The following is a 17,998-nucleotide window of genomic DNA, read 5'->3' on the forward strand; positions in this document are numbered from 1 at the left end:
TTGCAGCCAATTATTTTTTTTCCGCTAACCTTATTGTGCCAACTATAAATAAAGAAAAGAGCGTCAAGGGGCACCATGACTGTTTCGGTCCCGCGCCTTTACCTCTTACCAAATAATTGCACAGGGATAAGCTACGTATGGCACAACACAAAAGTGGCGTGAACACACCGCTTTGGGAACCGGTTTGCTGGATTTGCTGCATCGGGCTTGCTCTGCTGAGCTGCCTGTTGCTGCAGCTCGCCGATGCGCTGTCACCTCTCTACCTGCTGCTCAATGTGCTGGTTGGTATTGCCGCCGCGCTCTGGACATCGAGTCACTTCCACCAGCACACACTCCGACATCGTGCAGGAGAGGAACAAACCATCGCGACCGATCCTCTCGCCCACTCCATCATCGGGCTCGAACAGGTGTGTGAGAAGGCTCTACCTATCTGGTCCCAGCAAATTGAAAGCTCTCGTCAACAAACCGAAGCCGCGATGATTGACCTGACTCAACGCTTCAGCGGCTTGGCCAACAAGCTGGAAGAAGCAGTCAATGCTTCTCATCTGGCAGCCGGAGAACTGGGTGATGCCAATTCCCGTGGTATGGCAGGAGTCTTGAGCGAGAGCCAGCAGCAGCTCAATGAGGTAGTGGCCATCCTGCACTCCGCCCAAGCCAATCGGGACGCCATGCTGGGTGAGATAAAAAGCCTGACCACCTACACCATAGAGCTCAACACCATGGCCATGGATGTGGCCAAAATCGCCTCCCAGACCAACCTGCTGGCCCTCAACGCCGCCATTGAAGCGGCTCGTGCAGGGGAAGCAGGCCGTGGCTTTGCTGTGGTCGCTGATGAAGTGCGCAACCTCTCCCGCCTCTCCAGCGAAACCGCCCAGAAGATGACCGACAAGGTGGATACCATCAATACTGCTATCGGTCGCGCCTTCCAGATTGCCGAAAATGCTGCCGCACGGGATCACGCCTCGGCGCTCAATTCGGAGCAGACAATCGAACAGGTGCTGGCCCGTTTTCGCCATGCCACTGACAGCCTGGCGGAATCCGCCTCCCTGCTGCAAAACGAGAGCACCGATATCCATCGCGAAATCTCCAGCGTCATTGTCTCGCTGCAATTTCAAGACAGGGTCAGCCAGATCCTCAGCCACGTCAGACAAAACATGGAGAGCCTCTCCAGCCATCTGGTTGCTTCGGAGCAGAGCAGCAATGCGACAGGGCCAATCCAGATCGATGCCAATCGCTGGCTGGCAGAGATGGAACTCTCATACGCCACCGACGAACAGCGCAATATTCACCATGGTCGCACCACCCGTTCTGTCAACGCGCAACCAAGCAGCGCCGACATCACATTTTTCTAGGAGAGAGATATGGGCAAAACGATCCTGATCGTGGATGACTCGGCAACTATTCGCCAAGTCGTAGGCATGACCCTCAAGGGAGCCGGTTATGAGGTCATGGAAGCCTCTGACGGCAAAGATGCGCTCAACAAACTAGATGGCAAGAAGATCAACCTGATCATCAGTGACGTCAACATGCCGAACATGGATGGCATCACCTTCGTCAAAGAGGCCAAAAAGCTGGCCAACTACAAATTTACCCCTGTCATCATGCTAACTACCGAGTCTCAGGACAGCAAGAAGCAGGAGGGACAAGCCGCGGGAGCCAAAGCCTGGGTGGTCAAACCCTTCCAGCCCGAACAGATGCTGGCCGCAGTCGCCAAGCTCATCATGCCGTGATCCGGAGCGCATCATGCAACTACAGAGTGAGCTACTCGACAACAAGGTAGTGGTGACCATGCCGGATGAGATCACCATTTATACAGTCAGCGAGCTGAAAGATGCTCTCTCACCCTTATTGCATCAGGGGAACGAACTGGAGCTGAATCTGGCAGCGGTATCCGAGATAGACAGCGCCGGGCTGCAACTGCTGCTGGCAGCGAAGAAGACCGCTCTGCAGCAGGGCTCCTCCCTGGCGCTGGTCTGGCACAGCCATGTTGTGCTTGAACTGCTGGAGCTCTGCCAGCTCTCGGCCTTTTTTGGCGACCCCACCCTCATCACCCATGGCGAACGGCCCTGAGCCCCCATGACAAGGAGTCACCGTGAGCATCGATCTTGATCAGGCTTTACAAACCTATATCGCCGAGGCACGCGAGTTGCTTGAAGAGATGGAGTCAGCCCTTCTATCACTGGAATCTGACCCTGACAATAGCGAGCTGATTGGTGCCATCTTCCGTGCTGCTCATACCATCAAGGGGTCAGCTGGCCTGTTTGGTCTGCAACCCATCGTCGGGTTTACCCATATCGTCGAGGATCTGCTCGACCAGATCCGCAATCAGCAGCTCACCGTCACCTCTCCTCTGATCAAGGATCTGCTGGAGAGCTGTGACCACATCCAGACGCTCATCAGTGTCGTTGCAGAACAGGGCAGCACCTTAAGCGAGGGCGATGCCAACCAGGATGAACGGCTGAGGCTCACCCTCACCCGTCATCAGTGCGTCCCCCATGCCACGCTGCCAGATACTGTACATACGCCGGAACCCAAGATCGAAAAAGAGGGAGGGATTACCAGCTCCGCCTCCCTGTGGCATATATCCCTGCGTTTTGGTCCCGATGTGCTGCGCAATGGCATGGATCCGGCCGCATTTCTGCGCTATCTCGGCACACTAGGAATCATATGCTCGGTGGAGACCATCCATCAGGCGCTACCGGATTGGGAACAGTTCGATCCGGAGAATTGCTACCTCGGCTACGAGATAGACTTCGACTCGCAGGCAGATAAGGCAGCCATCAGCGATGTCTTTGAATTTGTCAGAGATGACTGCCAGATCACCATCTTGCCGCCCCACAGCAAGATCGCCGAGTTCATCAACCTGATCGAGTCGCTGCCTGAAGATAGCTCCATGTTGGGGCAGTTGCTGGTCAACACCGGCGCCCTGACGGCAGAGGAGTTAGCAAGCGGTCTGCAGGCACAACAAGCGACCCCGGCAGAACAAGCGCCCAAACTCGGGGAGATCCTGATTGCGCAGGGAGCTGTCAACGAAGCCGTCGTCGATGCCGCCCTGAAAAAACAGAACCAGACCAAGGAGAGCAAGAGCAAAGAGGGCCGTTACGTCAGGGTGCATGCCGACAAGCTGGACGATCTAATCAATCTGGTCGGGGAGTTGGTAGTCGCCAGTTCAGGAGCCAATCTGCTGGCCCAACGCACCCGCGAAAGCCAACTGCAGGAAGCCACCTCGGTCATTGCCATGCTGGTGGAAGAGATCCGCGACAGTGCACTGCGCCTGCGAATGGTGCCTATCGGCGATACCTTCAACCGCTTCCAGCGGGTGGTGCGCGATGTCAGTCAGGAACTGAACAAGGATATCACTCTGGTGATCTCCGGAGCCGAGACTGAACTGGACAAGTCGGTGGTAGAGAAGATCGGCGATCCGCTGATGCATCTGGTCAGAAACTCGATGGATCATGGCATTGAATCGGCAGAGCAACGGCTGCTGGCAGGCAAATCCCCCCGTGGCACCCTGAATCTCAATGCCTATCACGACTCCAACAGTATCGTCATCGAAATTCGGGATGATGGAGCTGGTCTCAACAAAGCCAGGATCCAGCAAAAAGCCATCGAGCGCGGTCTGATCAGCCCAACCACCACGCTGACGGATCAGGAGATATACAACCTGATCTTCGAGCCGGGGTTCTCTACCGCCGAGGCGATAACCAACCTCTCCGGTCGCGGGGTGGGCATGGATGTCGTCAAACGCAACATCACTGCCCTGCGCGGCACGGTCGATCTGGACAGCATCCCGGGAAAAGGAACCCGTGTGCAGATCCGCCTGCCGCTCACCCTTGCCATCATCGACGGCTTCCTGGTGCGAGTCTGCGACACCCACTACGTCATTCCCCTCGATATGGTGATCGAGTGCGTTGAATTGACCCAGAGTGCACTGTCCGATACCCAGGGTCGCAATTACATCAATTTGCGTGGCGAGGTGCTGCCCTTTATCCGCCTGCAACACTACTTCGATACCAATGGCAGCAAAGGAAGGCGCGAGAACATTGTCGTGGTCAGCCATGCAGGCAAAAAATCCGGACTGGTGGTGGATGAACTGCTGGGAGAATTCCAGACCGTCATCAAACCGTTGGGGAAATTGTTCCAGCGCCTGCAGGGCATTAGTGGTTCAACCATTCTGGGGGGGGGAGAGGTCGCCCTGATCCTCGACATTCCTTCGCTGATCCAGCACGCAATCACTCAGGAATCCTGTCAGCTCAACAGGTTGACAGTGTCGCGCAACCTGCCTCAATCCAGCATCAACTGAGGGGACCATCATGTTAAAAAATTCCACCATCAAATTGCGTCTTATCGTACTGCTCTGCATGCTCTGCCTGCTGCTGCTGGCCGTTGGCAGCCTCGGGTTATACAACATGCAGAGCAGCAATACCGGGTTGCAGCGCGTTTACAACGACAGGGTTGTTCCCCTCAAGCAGCTGAAGACTATCTCCGACAGCTATGCCGTCTCGATCATCGACAACCTCAACAAGGCCAATGCGGGGCTGATCCCGGCAGAAGAGGCTTTGAAGCAGATACAACAGGCCCAGCAGACAATCAAAAAAGAGTGGCATCACTACCAGTCCACCACTCTCACACCAGATGAACAGCGTTTGTCAGCCGAGGCGACAACCCTATTCAACGCGGCCGATACCGATATTGGCAAGCTGGAGAAATACCTCGCCACCCAGCACGGCATGATTACTGGCATGCTGAACACTTTTGACGGTGCCCTCTATGGCTCCATCGACCCGATAGGCAACAAAATCACCGAGCTGGTCAACCTGCAGCTCAATGTGGCCAAGTCGGAATATACCGCAGCGCAATCCTGGTATGACGTGATGCTGATAACCATGGCGGTGGTTATCGCGGTCGGCATTGCACTCGCAGCCTGGTTTGGCACCCTGCTGATCAAAAGCATCATCACCCCCATCGAACAGGCTCTGCGCGTGGCCAATAGTCTGGCCGATGGCAATCTGGATGTATCGATCCAGATAGACTCCAACGATGAAGCGGGTCAGCTCTTGATGGCGATGGATAACATGGTCAAGAAACTGGGGGCCTTGATCACGGATATCGAAACGCTGGTCACCGCCGCTGTCGAACAGGGCGACTTCAGCCACAAGATTGCGCTGGAAGATCGTCAAGGATATATCAAGCGGGTATCCGAGCTGCTGAATCGCCTCTCCCATGTGACAGATACCAGCCTGGAAGATGTGATGCGCATTGCCACCGCGCTCTCCAAGGGTGACCTGACCCAACGGATCGATGAGCCCTATCCAGGAATTTTTGGCCAGACCAAAGACGGCCTAAACCGGACCATCACTGCGCTGACCAATATCATCGAAGAGGTACGAAATGCCGCCGACAACCTGACCAATGCCTCCAATCAGGTGAGCAACACGGCGCAGGCATTGAGCCAAGCCACCAGCGAGCAAGCGGCCAGCGTTGAAGAGACCAGCGCCTCTATCGAGCAGATGAGCGCCAGCATCAATCAGAACACCGAGAACGCCAAGATCACCGACAGCATGGCCAGCAACTCGGTGTTGGAGGCCACCGAAGGGGGCCAATCCGTTCAACAGACGGTGACCGCCATGCAGCAAATCGCCAAGAAAGTCAGCATCATCGACGACATTGCCTACCAGACCAACCTGCTTGCCCTCAACGCCGCCATTGAGGCGGCTCGCGCCGGAGAGCATGGCAAAGGCTTCGCGGTGGTTGCTGCCGAGGTGAGAAAACTGGCAGAACGCAGCCAGATCGCTGCGCAGGAGATTGGCGAGCTCTCCTCCGACAGCGTCAGCAAGGCAGAGCGGGCTGGCAACCTGCTGGAGAGGATCGTCCCCTCCATTCGCAAGACCTCTGACCTGGTACAAGAGATCAATGCCGCCTCAGGTGAACAGGCCAGCGCAGCCAACCAGATCAGTCTGGCCATGAACCAGCTTAATCAGGTGACACAGCAGAATGCGGCCAGCAGCGAGGAGCTGGCGGCCACGGCCGAAGAGATGAGTTCACAAGCCAGCGAACTGCAGCAAACCATGGCCTTTTTTGCTCTGGAAAAAAGTGCACAGCTCAACACCAGGCCCCATGAAACTAGCCACAAGGGCATTCCTCCCAGAGGCAGTTTCATCGCCCCCCCACAACGGGCCAGCCAGCCCAATCAACCATCATCCCATTCCATTGATGACGCGGATTTTGTCCGCTTTTAACCGGAGGCGACCATGCATACATCCACCGACATCACGGTGCCATCAGCGGCCGCTGACGAGAGCAGTGGCGATGCCCAGTACCTGACATTTCTGATCAACAACGAGATGTTCGCCATCAATATTCTGGGGGTCAAAGAGATCATCGAATACGGCAATATCACTCCGGTTCCGATGATGCCGGGTTTTATTCGCGGCGTAATCAACCTCAGAGGAGCGGTAGTGTCGGTCGTAGACTTGAATGCCCGCTTTGGCAATGCACCTTCGGTCATCACTCGCCGCAGTTGCATCGTCATTATTGAGGGGGTGGCCCCGCAGGGCGATGAACCTGTAGGTCAGGATATTGGCGTTGTGGTGGATTCCGTATCGGAAGTACTGGGTATCCCACAAGCAGATATCGAGCCCCCACCCAGTTTTGGTGCCCGCATCCGGGCCGATTTCATCAGTGGCATGGGCAAGGTCAACGGCAAATTCGTCATCCTCATCGATACCGGGAAAGTGTTGTCACTCGATGAGATGGCTCAACTCAACGAACTGGCTCAGCCACAGGCAAGGTTGCCACAAGGCAACCTGCAACCCTCCTGAACAGGCCTCCATACACCACGACATGCAGCATAAGGAAACGCTCATGACCCAATCACTCTTAGGAAAACTCTTCGGAGACAATGCCACCGAAGTGAGACAGCGGACCCAGTTACTCGACGCAATAGGCCAGCTGCAACACGCAGTCCTGGCAGAGCAGGTTCCAGCACCACTCGATCTTTCCGGTATGGATAGCCCCTTGCGTGAAGTAGGACATGCCATCAACGAGGTGGTCACCTTGCTCAGTGACAAGCTGGAACAGAGCCGCAACGACATTAAAAAGAACCAAGTATTGCTCCATGAGAACCAGCTGGTTCGCAAAGCCCTCGACTGCGCCAGCACCAACGTGATGATTGCCGATACCAACCTCGACATTATCTATATGAATGAGGCTGTGACCGGCATGCTCAGTCAGGCTGAGACCGACATCAAGAAAGAGCTCTACAGCTTCAACGCCAATCAGCTGATGGGCGCCAACATCGACAGCTTTCATAAAAATCCCGGCCATCAGCGCGCCATGCTGGCCAAACTCAACAGCACCTACCGCACCCAGATACAGCTGGGGGGGCGCACCTTCTCCCTGATCGCCAATCCGGTCTTCAACGATACCGGAGAACGGTTGGGATCCGTGGTCGAATGGGCCGACAGAACCAAGGAGGTAATGATAGAGAAAGAGATGTCCGACATTGTGCAGGCCGTGATCAATGGCGAGCTGCACCGCAGGATGGAACTTGCTGGCAAGAGCGGCTTCTTTCAGGCGATGGGAGAAGGGATCAACCAGATTGCCGAAGTGATCGACAGCACCCTCAACGACGTCATCCGGGTCGTGCAATGTCTGGCAAAAGGTGACCTGACCCAACAGATTGAGGCGGACTACCCCGGCGTGTTTGGCACCACCAAGGATGCGCTCAACAAGACCATCGCTTCGCTCACCAATATCGTCACCGAAGTGCGCGGCGCCTCTGACAACCTCTCCAGTGCCGCCGAGCAGGTAAGCGCGACCGCCCAGTCGATCAGCCAATCCAGCAGTGAACAGGCCTCCAGCATGGAGGAGACCAGCGCTTCCATCGAGCAGATGAGCGCCAGCATCAACCAGAATACCGACAATGCCCAGGTCACCGATGGCATGGCCAGCAAGGCAGCCAAAGAGGCCGTAGAGGGAGGAGAAGCGGTCAAACTGACTGTGGATGCCATGAAACAGATCGCCAGACGGATTGGCATCATCGATGACATCGCCTACCAGACCAATCTGCTGGCTCTCAACGCAGCTATCGAAGCGGCGCGGGCAGGCGATCACGGCAAAGGCTTTGCCGTAGTGGCGGCGGAGGTGCGCAAACTGGCCGAACGCAGCCAGGTTGCAGCACAGGAGATTGGTGAGCTGGCCTCCAGCAGTGTCGAGATGGCGGAAAAAGCAGGTCGTTTGTTGGATCAGATGGTTCCTTCAATCAACAAGACCTCGGATCTGGTGCAGGAGATCAGTGCCGCTTCGGTTGAGCAATCCACCGGTGTCAGCCAGATAAACCAGGCCATGAACCAGCTGAGTCAGGTTACCCAGCAGAACGCTTCTTGCAGCGAAGAGCTGGCTGCCACAGCAGAAGAGATGAGCAGCCAGGCTGAACAGCTGCAACTGGCCATGGAGTTCTTTACCCTCGAGGTCCACGCCAAAGAAGGTAAAGCAGCCAGCTCGCATCTTCACCCCAATACCCGAGGTCGCTTCATGAACGAGAGCAATGCCAACAGTCGGGAACGAGCCGCCACAGCCCAACGCCCCATCGGCGATGGCGATTTTGTCCGGTTCTAGTCACGGGAGAGGCGTTGCCTCTCCCATCTCCGACAACACAGGTAGAGGGACAGTTTTTTGTATCAAACCCAGCTGCATGATGATGAGTTCTCCCGTTTCCAACGCTGGCTTCATCAAACGGCGGGGATAGAGCTGTCTCCTGCCAAGAAGGCGCTGGTGGCCAGCCGCCTGGCGAAACGGCTCTGCCACTATGAGCTTGATAGTTATGACGACTATTTCCAGCTCATCATGAACGATCGCAGCAGCGAACTGCAGCTGGCGCTTGATCTCCTTACCACCAACGAAACCTACTTTTTCAGGGAGCCCAAACACTTCGAGTTTCTGACGCGGGAGATAGTCTCAGCGCTCCCGCCCGAGCAACCACTGCGGGTCTGGAGCGCTGCCAGCTCATCCGGCGAGGAGCCCTACAGTCTGGCCATGACCCTCGCGGAAAAACGCAGCACCTTCAACTGGGAGATCCTGGCTTCCGATATCTCGTCCCGGGTGCTGGAACAGGCGATGAGCGGTCGCTACCCCATCGAGCGGGCGCAAAATATTCCACTGCCCTTTTTGATGAAATATTGCCTCAAGGGTGTGGGCCTGCAGGAGGGCATCTTCATCATCGATCGCAAGTTGCGGGACAAGGTGCAGTTCATGCAGATCAACCTCAATCAGGATCTGCCGGACATAGGCATGTTTGACGTCATCTTCATCAGAAACGTGATGATCTACTTCAACAAGGAGACCAAAGGGCAAGTATTGCAGCGGCTGGTACCCAGACTCAAACCCGGTGGCTACCTGCTGGTGAGCCACGCCGAGAGCCTGCATGGCCTGCACCACGGCCTGCAGCTTGTCTCTCCTTCCATCTATCAGAAGAGATAAGTCATGACTCGGGAGGTGATCCTGCAACCGGGAGAACTCTTTTTTGGCAAGGAGGATGTGGTGGTCAGAACCGTACTGGGCTCCTGTATTGCCATCACCTTGTGGCATCCGGAGCAGAAACAGGGAGGAATGTGTCACTACATGCTGCCAAGTCGGCGCAATCCCTCTGCCAAGCTGGATGGGCGCTATGCCGATGAGGCCCTCGCCTTGTTGCTGCAAGCGGCCAGTCACTATCCCGCCCCCATCCATGAATATGAGGCCAAGTTGTTCGGGGGTGGCAACATGTTTACCGAGCCTCAATACGCACAGAGCGACAACAATGTCGCCGCCAAAAATATTCAGGCAGCCTGGCAGCTGACCCGACACCTTGGCCTTGATATCAAGGCTCATCATCTTGGCCATAGCGGCCACCGAAGCTTGCTCTTTGAGCTCAGCAACGGCAGTGTCTGGCTCCGCCATCATCGTCTGCCACATCAACGGGAGTCGCGAGAATGAAGCAGATCCGGGTCATGCTGGTGGATGATTCCGCCGTGGTCAGACAGGTATTGCAAGCGGTGCTGGAGCAGGAGCCTGATATCCGGGTGATCGCCACAGCATCGGATCCCCTGTTTGCCCAGGAAAAACTGAAGAAAGAGTGGCCTGACGTCATCGTGCTCGATGTGGAGATGCCCCGAATGGATGGCATCACCTTTCTCACCAAGATCATGGCGGAGCATCCCACCCCGGTGGTGATCTGCTCCTCCCTCACCGAAAAGGGGGCCGAGACCACCTTGCAGGCAATGGCTGCCGGCGCGGTGGACATCATCACCAAGCCGACCATGGGGATAAAAAGCTTTCTGCAAGAATCTGCCCACGACCTGGCCATGGCAGTACGTGCTGCGGCCCAGGCCAATCTCAAGCGCGTGGGCAAGCCCTCATCTGTGCCGGTCAGCACCAAACTCAACGCGGATGCCATGCTGGCGCCCAACCAGCACGCCATGGCACAAACCACAGAGCGGCTCATCGCCATCGGCACCTCGACCGGCGGCACCCAGGCCCTGGAAGCCGTGCTGACTGCCTTGCCTCGGGTCAGCCCCGGCATTGTCATCGTGCAGCACATGCCGGAGAAATTTACCGCCATGTTTGCAGAACGCCTGAACGGGGTCTGCCAGATAGAAGTGCGGGAGGCGAGGAACAATGACCGGGTGATCCCAGGCCTGGCGCTGATTGCCCCCGGAGGCAAGCATATGCTGCTCAAGCGCAGCGGTGCCTACTATCACGTCGAGGTAGTCGACGGGCCTCTTATCAACCGCCATCGCCCCTCGGTGGATGTGCTGTTTCGCTCCGTCGCCAAATATGCCGGCAAGAATGCCACCGGCATCATCATGACCGGAATGGGGGATGACGGAGCCCGGGGATTGCGCGAGATGCTGGATGCGGGTGCCAACACCTATGCCCAGGATGAGGCCTCCTGCGTGGTCTTCGGCATGCCCAAGGAGGCGATCAAGCTGGGAGCAGCCCGCCATGTGCTCCCCTTGCAAGAGATGCAGTACGCTATCCTCGGCAAGTAATCCCTTATCGCGCGTTTTGACCATAAAAAAGTCCGGCTCCCCAAGGGGAGCCGGACTTTTTACATCAACCGGAACCGATCCGGTATCAGGCGAGCAGATTACTCTGCAGCAGGCGCTTCTTCAGCGGCCGGAGCGGCGTCAGCAGCAGGTGCAGCTGCTTCGATCGGAGCGTTCGCTTCCTTGATGGAGAGACGTACGCGGCCCTGACGGTCCACTTCCAGTACCTTCACCTTGACCACGTCACCGATGGTCAGGTGGTCAGCCACGTTCTGCACGCGAGCGTCGGTGATCTGGGAGATGTGTACCAGACCATCTTTGCCCGGCAGAATGTTGACGAATGCACCGAAATCGGCCAGACGAACAACTTTACCTTCATAGATGCGGTTCACTTCGATCTCGGCAGTGATGGCCTCGATGCGACGGATCGCTTCCATGGCGGCTTCGTTGGCCACGGCGGAGATACGTACAGTACCGTCATCATCCAGCTCGATGTTGGTGCCGGTCTCTTCGGTCAGCGCACGGATCACGGAACCACCCTTACCGATCACGTCCTTGATCTTCTCGGGATTGATCTTGATGGTGTGGATACGCGGTGCGAAATCGGAAATCTGGGCACGGGGAGCCTGGATAGCTTCGTCCATCACTTTCAGGATGTGCAGACGAGCGCCACGAGCTTGCTTCAGCGCAATCTCCATGATCTCTTTGGTGATGCCTTCGATCTTGATGTCCATCTGCAGCGCGGTCACACCTTCGGTGGTACCGGCTACTTTGAAGTCCATGTCGCCCAGGTGATCTTCGTCACCCAGAATGTCGGACAGCACGACGAAACCTTCTTCTTCCTTCACCAGACCCATGGCGATACCGGCAACGGAGGCCTTGATCGGCACACCGGCATCCATCAGCGCCAGAGAGGAACCACAGACAGACGCCATGGAGGAGGAGCCGTTGGATTCGGTGATTTCAGAGACCACGCGCACCACGTACGGGAACTCGGCGGCGCTCGGCATCACGGCAGCAACGCCGCGCTTGGCCAGACGGCCGTGACCGATTTCACGACGCTTCGGGCTACCCATCATGCCGGTCTCACCGACACAGTATGGCGGGAAGTTGTAGTGCAGCATGAAGCGATCGGCACGGTTGCCGGTCAGCTCGTCGATGTTCTGGGCGTCACGCTCGGTACCCAGAGTGGCGACCACGATGGCCTGAGTTTCACCACGGGTGAACAGGGCAGAACCGTGGGCACGGGGCAGAATACCGGTACCTACGCTCAGGGCGCGGATCATTTCCGGATCGCGACCATCGATACGCGGCTCACCACGTACTACGCGACCACGAACGATGCGGCTTTCCAGGCTGTGGAACTCTTCGCCGATCTTCTTGGCATCTTCTTCCACACCGGAAGCGATAACTTGCTCAACCACACGACCCTTGATGGCCGCGATAGTTTCGTAACGAACAGCCTTCTCGGTGATGCGGTAGGCTTCACCCAGCTCGGCGCTCGCCAGCTCGGCAACCTTGGCTTTCAGTGCTTCGTTGACGGCAGGCGGAGTCCAGTCCCACGGCTTGGTGCCGACGGCAGCGGCAAACTCGTTGATCGCATTGATCACGGTCTGCATCTGCTCGTGACCGTATACCACGGCGCCCAGCATGACCTCTTCGGAAAGGATGGCCGCTTCGGACTCAACCATCAGCACGGCATTGGCAGTACCGGCAACCACCAGATCCAGATCGCTCTGCGGCAGTTCGGTAGTGGTCGGGTTCAGCACATACTGACCGTTCATGTAACCCACGCGAGCAGCACCGATCGGGCCGCCAAACGGGATACCGGAGATGGCCAGTGCAGCAGAGGCACCGATCATGGCAACGATGTCGGGGGATACGGCCGGATTCACGGACATTACGGTCGCAACGACCTGAACCTCATTGAGGAAGCCTTCCGGGAACAGCGGACGAATAGGACGGTCGATCAGACGGGAGATGAGGGTCTCGCCTTCGCTCGGACGGCCTTCACGACGGAAGAAACCACCCGGGATACGACCAGCAGCATAGGTACGCTCCTGGTAGTTGACGGTCAGCGGGAAGAAATCACGGCCGTGATCGGCCTCTTTCTTGCCGACTACGGTCACAAATACGCAGGTATCGTCCATGCTGACCATAACGGCCGCAGTGGCTTGACGGGCCATCACACCGGTTTCCAGAGTGACGGTGTGTTGACCGTACTGGAATGACTTTACAATAGGATTCACGTGAATTTCCTTTTTTACAATTTGGCTCTTTAAATTCGCGCACAAGTATACTTGATTCGATGCAAAAGGTAAGCGGTGACGCGAATTCTGTGAGGCAGGCAACGGCTTGAAGAGCAATAAAAAAGGGGAACCTGACGGTTCCCCTTTTTCGCGAAATCTGATGGTCGATTAACGACGCAGACCCAGCTTGGCGATCAGAGCAGCATAACGCTCGGAATCTTTACGCTTCAGGTAGTCCAGCAGCTTACGACGCTGGGAAACCATGCGCAGCAGACCGCGACGACCGTGGTGGTCCTTGGAGTGCTCTTTGAAGTGACCTTGCAGATGGTTGATCTGGGCAGTCAGCAGGGCAACTTGCACTTCGGGGGAACCGGTGTCGTTGGCGCAACGAGCGTTGTCAGCAACGATTTGAGCTTTGATCTCAGCATTTAGAGACATGGTAATACTCCAGTAGAGTGTTTAAAGGTTCACAGCCAATCTCTAATTCAGCCGTGAAGTGAGGGCGGTATCATAATCGTCCCCGCCCCTTTTCGCAACGATAAAGAGGCGAAACGGGAAAGACGCGCTGATACCGCCTGAGGATCACTCCTCGTCGTGATAACGCACCAGCCGCTTGGGGGCAACGCGGCCATCATCATCAATCTCGCCAACCCCGATGAACTCGCGCTCCGGGCCGACCGTCATGCGAACCTGACCGCTTTGCGGCGCACCCGCCACCTGCACGGCCTGGCCCTGATTCACATAGGCAGCCACAACCGCCAGCATGTTCACCTCGGGCAAGCTTGCTACGGCGGTGTCCATCGGCAGCAACAGCGGATCCAGCTGCTCGCGCGGCGGGATGCTCTCGGCCTTGGCCTGCTCGAAGATGCACTCGAGTTGCTCCAGAGTCAGCATCCGTTCATACGGATAGCTGGCCACCTGGGTACGGCGCAACTGAGTCACGTGGGCACCACAGCCCAGCACTTCACCCAGATCATCCACCAGAGAGCGGATGTAGGTGCCTTTGCTGCAGTGCACTTCAAGGCGCACTTCATCACCTTCGAAGCTCAGCAGTTTGAGCTCGAATACGGTGATGGGACGGGCTTCCCGCTCGATCTCTATGCCTTCACGGGCATATTCGTAGAGCGGGCGGCCGTTGTGCTTGAGCGCGGAGTACATGGAGGGCACCTGCATGATGGGGCCACGGAACTGGTCCAGCGCCTCGATCAGGGTACCGACAGCCACGTTCACCGGACGGGTGGAGACCACCTCACCATCAGAGTCGCTGGTGTTGGTGCGCTCGCCCAGTTTGGCGGTCACCTCATAGCGCTTGTCCGCTTCCAGCAAATACTGGGAGAACTTGGTGGCCTCGCCGAGGCAGATCGGCAGCATGCCGGTCGCCAGCGGATCCAGTGCGCCGGTGTGACCGGCCTTGGCGGCGTTGTAGATGCGCTTGACCTTCTGCAACACATCGTTGGAGGTCAGGCCGGTCGGCTTGTCCAGCAGCAGAATGCCGTGCACATCACGGCCCTTGAAACGACGTCTTCGGGTCATCTCAGGCTTTATCCTCAGTCGTGTCATCCGGTGCGGATTCAGCTTCTTCGTCACGGCCGGATTCGGCCATGCGGCGCTTGTCTTCACGCACAGTGTTGGTCACCAGGTTGGAGAGACGCATCCCCTCGACCAGGGTCTGGTCGTAGTAGAAACGCAGCTCGGGCACCACGCGCAGACGCATGGCACTGCCCAGCAGACTACGGATATATCCGGCTGCTTCGGTCAGACCCTGCAAGCCTTCCTTGATGCGCTCGGCATCATTTTCCAGCTGCAAGAAGGTGACGTAAATTTTGGCATAGTTGAGGTCACGGGACACTTCCACATCGGAAACGGTCACCATGCCGATGCGCGGGTCTTTCACCTCGCGCTGCAGGATCAGCGCGATTTCACGCTGGATCTGCTGTCCGACCCGACGGGTCCGGCTGAATTCTCTGGCCATATTCTATCCTGCGATAAAAGGGGGCCGCGGCCCCCTATTTTGTCTAACTCTCGGCTTACAGAGTCCGTTGGATTTCAACAGTCTCGTAAACTTCGATCTGGTCGCCTTCGCGCACGTCGTTGTAGTTCTTGACCGCGATACCACACTCGTAGCCGTTGCGAACTTCGTTGACGTCATCCTTGAAGCGGCGCAGGGATTCCAGCTCACCTTCATAGATAACCACGTTGTCACGCAGAACGCGGATACGGTTGGAACGCTTGACCACACCTTCGGTAACCATACAGCCGGCAACGGCGCCGAACTTCGGAGACTTGAAGACGCTACGCACTTCAGCCAGACCGATGATTTCCTGACGATACTCAGGGGCCAGCTTGCCGCTCATGGCCTGCTTCACTTCGTCGATCAGGTCATAGATGACGGAGTAGTAACGCAGATCCAGGCTCTCGGATTCGATGACCTTGCGCGCAGATGCGTCGGCACGGACGTTGAAACCAACCAGGATGGCGCTGGAAGCAGCAGCCAGGGTCGCGTCGGTTTCGGTGATACCACCTACGCCGGAACCCACGATCTTCACCTTCACTTCGTCGGTGGAGAGTTTGACCAGCGCATCGCAGATCGCTTCCACAGAACCTTGTACGTCGGCCTTGATCACCACGTTCACTTCGGACACTTCGCCCTCGGTCATGTTGGCGAACATGTTTTCCAGCTTGGCCTTCTGCTGGCGAGCCAGCTTGACTTCGCGGAACTTGCCCTGACGATAGAGCGCCACTTCACGGGCTTTCTTCTCGTCACGGACAACGGTGGCTTCGTCACCGGCAGAGGGAACGCCGGACAGACCCAGAATTTCCACCGGCAGGGACGGGCCCGCTTCCTTGATCTCGCGACCCAGTTCGTCACGCATGGCGCGAACTCGGCCGTACTCGAGACCACACAGAACGATGTCGCCCTGACGCAGAGTACCTTCTTGTACCAGTACGGTCGCAACCGGACCACGACCTTTATCCAGGAAGGATTCGATCACGACGCCGTTGGCCATGCCATCAACCACCGCTTTCAGCTCCAGTACTTCAGCCTGGATCAGGATGGCTTCCAGCAGGTCGTCGATGCCTTCGCCAGACTTGGCGGACACGTGCACGAACTGGCAGTCTCCACCCCAATCTTCGGACATGACGTTGTAACGGGCCAGTTCGGTCTTGACGCGATCCGGATCCGCTTCCGGCTTGTCGATCTTGTTGACCGCAACAACCAGCGGCACACCGGCCGCCTTGGCGTGCTGGATAGCTTCGATGGTTTGCGGCATCACGCCGTCGTCAGCTGCAACAACCAGAACAACGATATCGGTCGCCTTGGCACCACGAGCACGCATGGAGGTAAACGCCGCGTGACCCGGAGTATCCAGGAAGGTGATCATGCCACTGTCAGTCTGGACGTGGTAAGCACCGATATGCTGGGTAATACCACCGGCTTCGCCAGCAGCAACCTTGGCTTTACGAATGTAGTCGAGCAGCGAGGTCTTACCATGGTCAACGTGACCCATGATGGTAACGACCGGTGCGCGCGGCTTGGCTTCGGAGGTCTCGTCACGATCGGACAGTACCGCCTCTTCCAGCTCGTTCTCACGACGCAGCACAACCTTGTGACCCATCTCCTCGGCGACCAGCTGAGCGGTCTCCTGGTCGATCACCTGGTTGATGGTGGCCATGGCACCCATCTTCATCATCACCTTGATGACTTCAACGCCCTTGACAGCCATCTTGTTGGCCAGCTCGGCCACAGTGATGGTCTCGCCGATGACGACATCGCGGTTCACCACGGCAGCCGGCTTGTTGAAACCGTGCTTCATGGCGTTCGGCATGGCAACCTTGCCGCGCTTGCCTTTACGGGCACGCGGGTTGCGAGAGTCGCGATCATCTTCACGACGACCGGCTTTCTTCGGTGCCTTGGCAGCTGCGGCAGTGCGGCGGCTGGTCTCTTCTTTCCGATCCAACTCGTCTTCTGCGGCTTGCGCGTGCTTGTTGGTGGTCAGATGGTAGTCGCTGCTCTCTTTGGCGCGAGCGGCTTCTTCTTCAGCCCAGCGGGCTGCGTTCTGTTCCGCCATGAGACGAGCCTCTTCGGCTTTCTTCGCGGCGAGTTCTTCAGCTTTTTTCAAAGCTGTTTGTTCCTGTTGGCGCTTCAGTTCTTCTGCTTCGCGCTTGGCCATCTTTTCTGCCTCTTGCTGAGCTGTGCTACTGGCTGCTTTGGCGGGCTGTGAAGCCTGTCGAGCCTTTGATTGTGCCTCGATCCGCGCCTTTTCCTCAGCTTCACGACGAGCTTGCTCAGCCTCACGGCGAGCCTTCTCTTCAGCTTCGAGGCGAGCCTTCTCTTCGGCCTCGCGACGAGCTTTTTCTTCTGCTTCCAAACGCGCTGTTTCCTCGGCTTCCGCCTGACGCTGTTCATCTTCCAGCGCCGAGCGTCTTACATAGGTGCGAGACTTGCGCACTTCTACCTGCACTTCCTTGTTCTTGCCGCCAGTCCCCTGAACACTGATGGTGCTCTTGGTCTTGCGCTGCAAGGTCATGCGGGCAGGAGCGGCGACCTCGTCACCTCCATGCTGTTTCTTCAGGTGTGCCAGCAGAGCCTGTTTCTCAGACTCGCTGACCATGTCGTCGGCCTTGCTCTTGCTGATACCGGCATCGACAAACTGCTGGAGAAGACGATCAACCGGTGTGTCGATGTCAGTGGCAAGTTGTTTGACTGATACTTCTGCCATT

At 57.1% G+C, this 17,998-nt stretch carries 15 protein-coding genes; 10 read left to right on the forward strand and 5 right to left on the reverse strand.

The window, feature by feature from the left end; translation table 11 throughout:
- Nucleotides 1–137: 137 nt before the first annotated feature.
- From VF684_RS00710 to VF684_RS00755, 10 genes are read left to right on the forward strand one after another with little or no spacing between them, the layout of a single operon-like run.
- On the forward strand, nt 138–1,352 hold the full coding sequence (locus VF684_RS00710; RefSeq protein WP_139439992.1) for a methyl-accepting chemotaxis protein: 1,215 nt from the start codon (nt 138–140) through the stop codon (nt 1,350–1,352).
- A 9-nt stretch (nt 1,353–1,361) separates the two neighbouring features.
- The gene (locus VF684_RS00715) at nt 1,362–1,730 is read left to right on the forward strand and encodes a response regulator (RefSeq protein WP_005338778.1); all 369 of its coding nucleotides are present in this window, start codon (nt 1,362–1,364) and stop codon (nt 1,728–1,730) included.
- A 13-nt stretch (nt 1,731–1,743) separates the two neighbouring features.
- A complete protein-coding gene (locus VF684_RS00720) occupies nt 1,744–2,070 on the forward strand; it encodes an STAS domain-containing protein (RefSeq protein ID WP_005358513.1) in 327 nt (108 codons plus the stop codon).
- Nucleotides 2,071–2,092: 22 nt separating this feature from the next.
- Nucleotides 2,093–4,303 (forward strand): chemotaxis protein CheA, encoded by a 2,211-nt coding sequence (locus VF684_RS00725; RefSeq protein ID WP_139439991.1) that lies wholly within the window; start codon nt 2,093–2,095, stop codon nt 4,301–4,303.
- A gap of 10 nt (nt 4,304–4,313) precedes the next feature.
- A complete protein-coding gene (locus VF684_RS00730; protein WP_376898918.1) occupies nt 4,314–6,239 on the forward strand; it encodes a HAMP domain-containing methyl-accepting chemotaxis protein in 1,926 nt (641 codons plus the stop codon).
- A 12-nt stretch (nt 6,240–6,251) separates the two neighbouring features.
- A complete protein-coding gene (locus VF684_RS00735) occupies nt 6,252–6,821 on the forward strand; it encodes a chemotaxis protein CheW (protein WP_042080654.1) in 570 nt (189 codons plus the stop codon).
- A gap of 43 nt (nt 6,822–6,864) precedes the next feature.
- Entirely contained in the window at nt 6,865–8,619 is a 1,755-nt protein-coding gene (locus VF684_RS00740) for a methyl-accepting chemotaxis protein (protein WP_139439989.1), read from the forward strand.
- Nucleotides 8,620–8,676: 57 nt separating this feature from the next.
- A complete protein-coding gene (locus VF684_RS00745) occupies nt 8,677–9,480 on the forward strand; it encodes a CheR family methyltransferase (protein ID WP_040068586.1) in 804 nt (267 codons plus the stop codon).
- Nucleotides 9,481–9,483: 3 nt separating this feature from the next.
- A complete protein-coding gene (gene cheD / locus VF684_RS00750; RefSeq protein ID WP_005338793.1) occupies nt 9,484–9,975 on the forward strand; it encodes a chemoreceptor glutamine deamidase CheD in 492 nt (163 codons plus the stop codon).
- Entirely contained in the window at nt 9,972–11,030 is a 1,059-nt protein-coding gene (locus VF684_RS00755) for a protein-glutamate methylesterase/protein-glutamine glutaminase (protein WP_005338795.1), read from the forward strand. Before cheD ends, VF684_RS00755 begins: the two co-directional genes overlap by 4 nt.
- Nucleotides 11,031–11,128: 98 nt before the next feature.
- On the opposite strand, the gene pnp is transcribed toward VF684_RS00755, so the two are convergent.
- The 5 genes from pnp to infB all read right to left on the reverse strand — a co-directional run bounded on the left by pnp (nt 11,129) and on the right by infB (nt 17,997).
- Nucleotides 11,129–13,276 (reverse strand): polyribonucleotide nucleotidyltransferase, encoded by a 2,148-nt coding sequence (gene pnp / locus VF684_RS00760; protein ID WP_139439988.1) that lies wholly within the window; start codon nt 13,274–13,276, stop codon nt 11,129–11,131.
- Nucleotides 13,277–13,444: 168 nt separating this feature from the next.
- On the reverse strand, nt 13,445–13,714 hold the full coding sequence (gene rpsO / locus VF684_RS00765) for a 30S ribosomal protein S15 (RefSeq protein ID WP_005338797.1): 270 nt from the start codon (nt 13,712–13,714) through the stop codon (nt 13,445–13,447).
- 144 nt (nt 13,715–13,858) lie between these two features.
- A complete protein-coding gene (gene truB, locus VF684_RS00770) occupies nt 13,859–14,809 on the reverse strand; it encodes a tRNA pseudouridine(55) synthase TruB (protein ID WP_005338798.1) in 951 nt (316 codons plus the stop codon).
- 1 nt (nt 14,810) lies between these two features.
- Nucleotides 14,811–15,248: a 30S ribosome-binding factor RbfA gene (gene rbfA / locus VF684_RS00775; RefSeq protein WP_005338799.1), complete on the reverse strand. Its 438-nt coding sequence runs from the start codon at nt 15,246–15,248 to the stop codon at nt 14,811–14,813.
- Between the two features lie 55 nt (nt 15,249–15,303).
- Entirely contained in the window at nt 15,304–17,997 is a 2,694-nt protein-coding gene (infB, locus tag VF684_RS00780; protein ID WP_005338806.1) for a translation initiation factor IF-2, read from the reverse strand.
- Nucleotide 17,998 lies beyond the last annotated feature (1 nt).

Origin of the sequence: Aeromonas sp. Lyrl_2 (assembly GCF_051948815.1) — a bacterium.
GTDB classification, from domain to species: domain Bacteria; phylum Pseudomonadota; class Gammaproteobacteria; order Enterobacterales; family Aeromonadaceae; genus Aeromonas; species Aeromonas veronii.

Bases quoted from the DNA above. Each gene is read 5' to 3' on its own strand.
- VF684_RS00710 (WP_139439992.1), top strand. From the start codon at position 138: ATGGCACAACACAAAAGTGGCGTGAACACACCGCTTTGGGAACCGGTT.
- VF684_RS00715 (WP_005338778.1), top strand. From the start codon at position 1,362: ATGGGCAAAACGATCCTGATCGTGGATGACTCGGCAACTATTCGCCAA.
- VF684_RS00720 (WP_005358513.1), top strand. From the start codon at position 1,744: ATGCAACTACAGAGTGAGCTACTCGACAACAAGGTAGTGGTGACCATG.
- VF684_RS00730 (WP_376898918.1), top strand. From the start codon at position 4,314: ATGTTAAAAAATTCCACCATCAAATTGCGTCTTATCGTACTGCTCTGC.
- VF684_RS00735 (WP_042080654.1), top strand. From the start codon at position 6,252: ATGCATACATCCACCGACATCACGGTGCCATCAGCGGCCGCTGACGAG.
- VF684_RS00740 (WP_139439989.1), top strand. From the start codon at position 6,865: ATGACCCAATCACTCTTAGGAAAACTCTTCGGAGACAATGCCACCGAA.
- cheD (WP_005338793.1), top strand. From the start codon at position 9,484: ATGACTCGGGAGGTGATCCTGCAACCGGGAGAACTCTTTTTTGGCAAG.
- VF684_RS00755 (WP_005338795.1), top strand. From the start codon at position 9,972: ATGAAGCAGATCCGGGTCATGCTGGTGGATGATTCCGCCGTGGTCAGA.
- rpsO (WP_005338797.1), bottom strand. From the start codon at position 13,714: ATGTCTCTAAATGCTGAGATCAAAGCTCAAATCGTTGCTGACAACGCT.
- truB (WP_005338798.1), bottom strand. From the start codon at position 14,809: ATGACCCGAAGACGTCGTTTCAAGGGCCGTGATGTGCACGGCATTCTG.
- rbfA (WP_005338799.1), bottom strand. From the start codon at position 15,248: ATGGCCAGAGAATTCAGCCGGACCCGTCGGGTCGGACAGCAGATCCAG.
- infB (WP_005338806.1), bottom strand. From the start codon at position 17,997: ATGGCAGAAGTATCAGTCAAACAACTTGCCACTGACATCGACACACCG.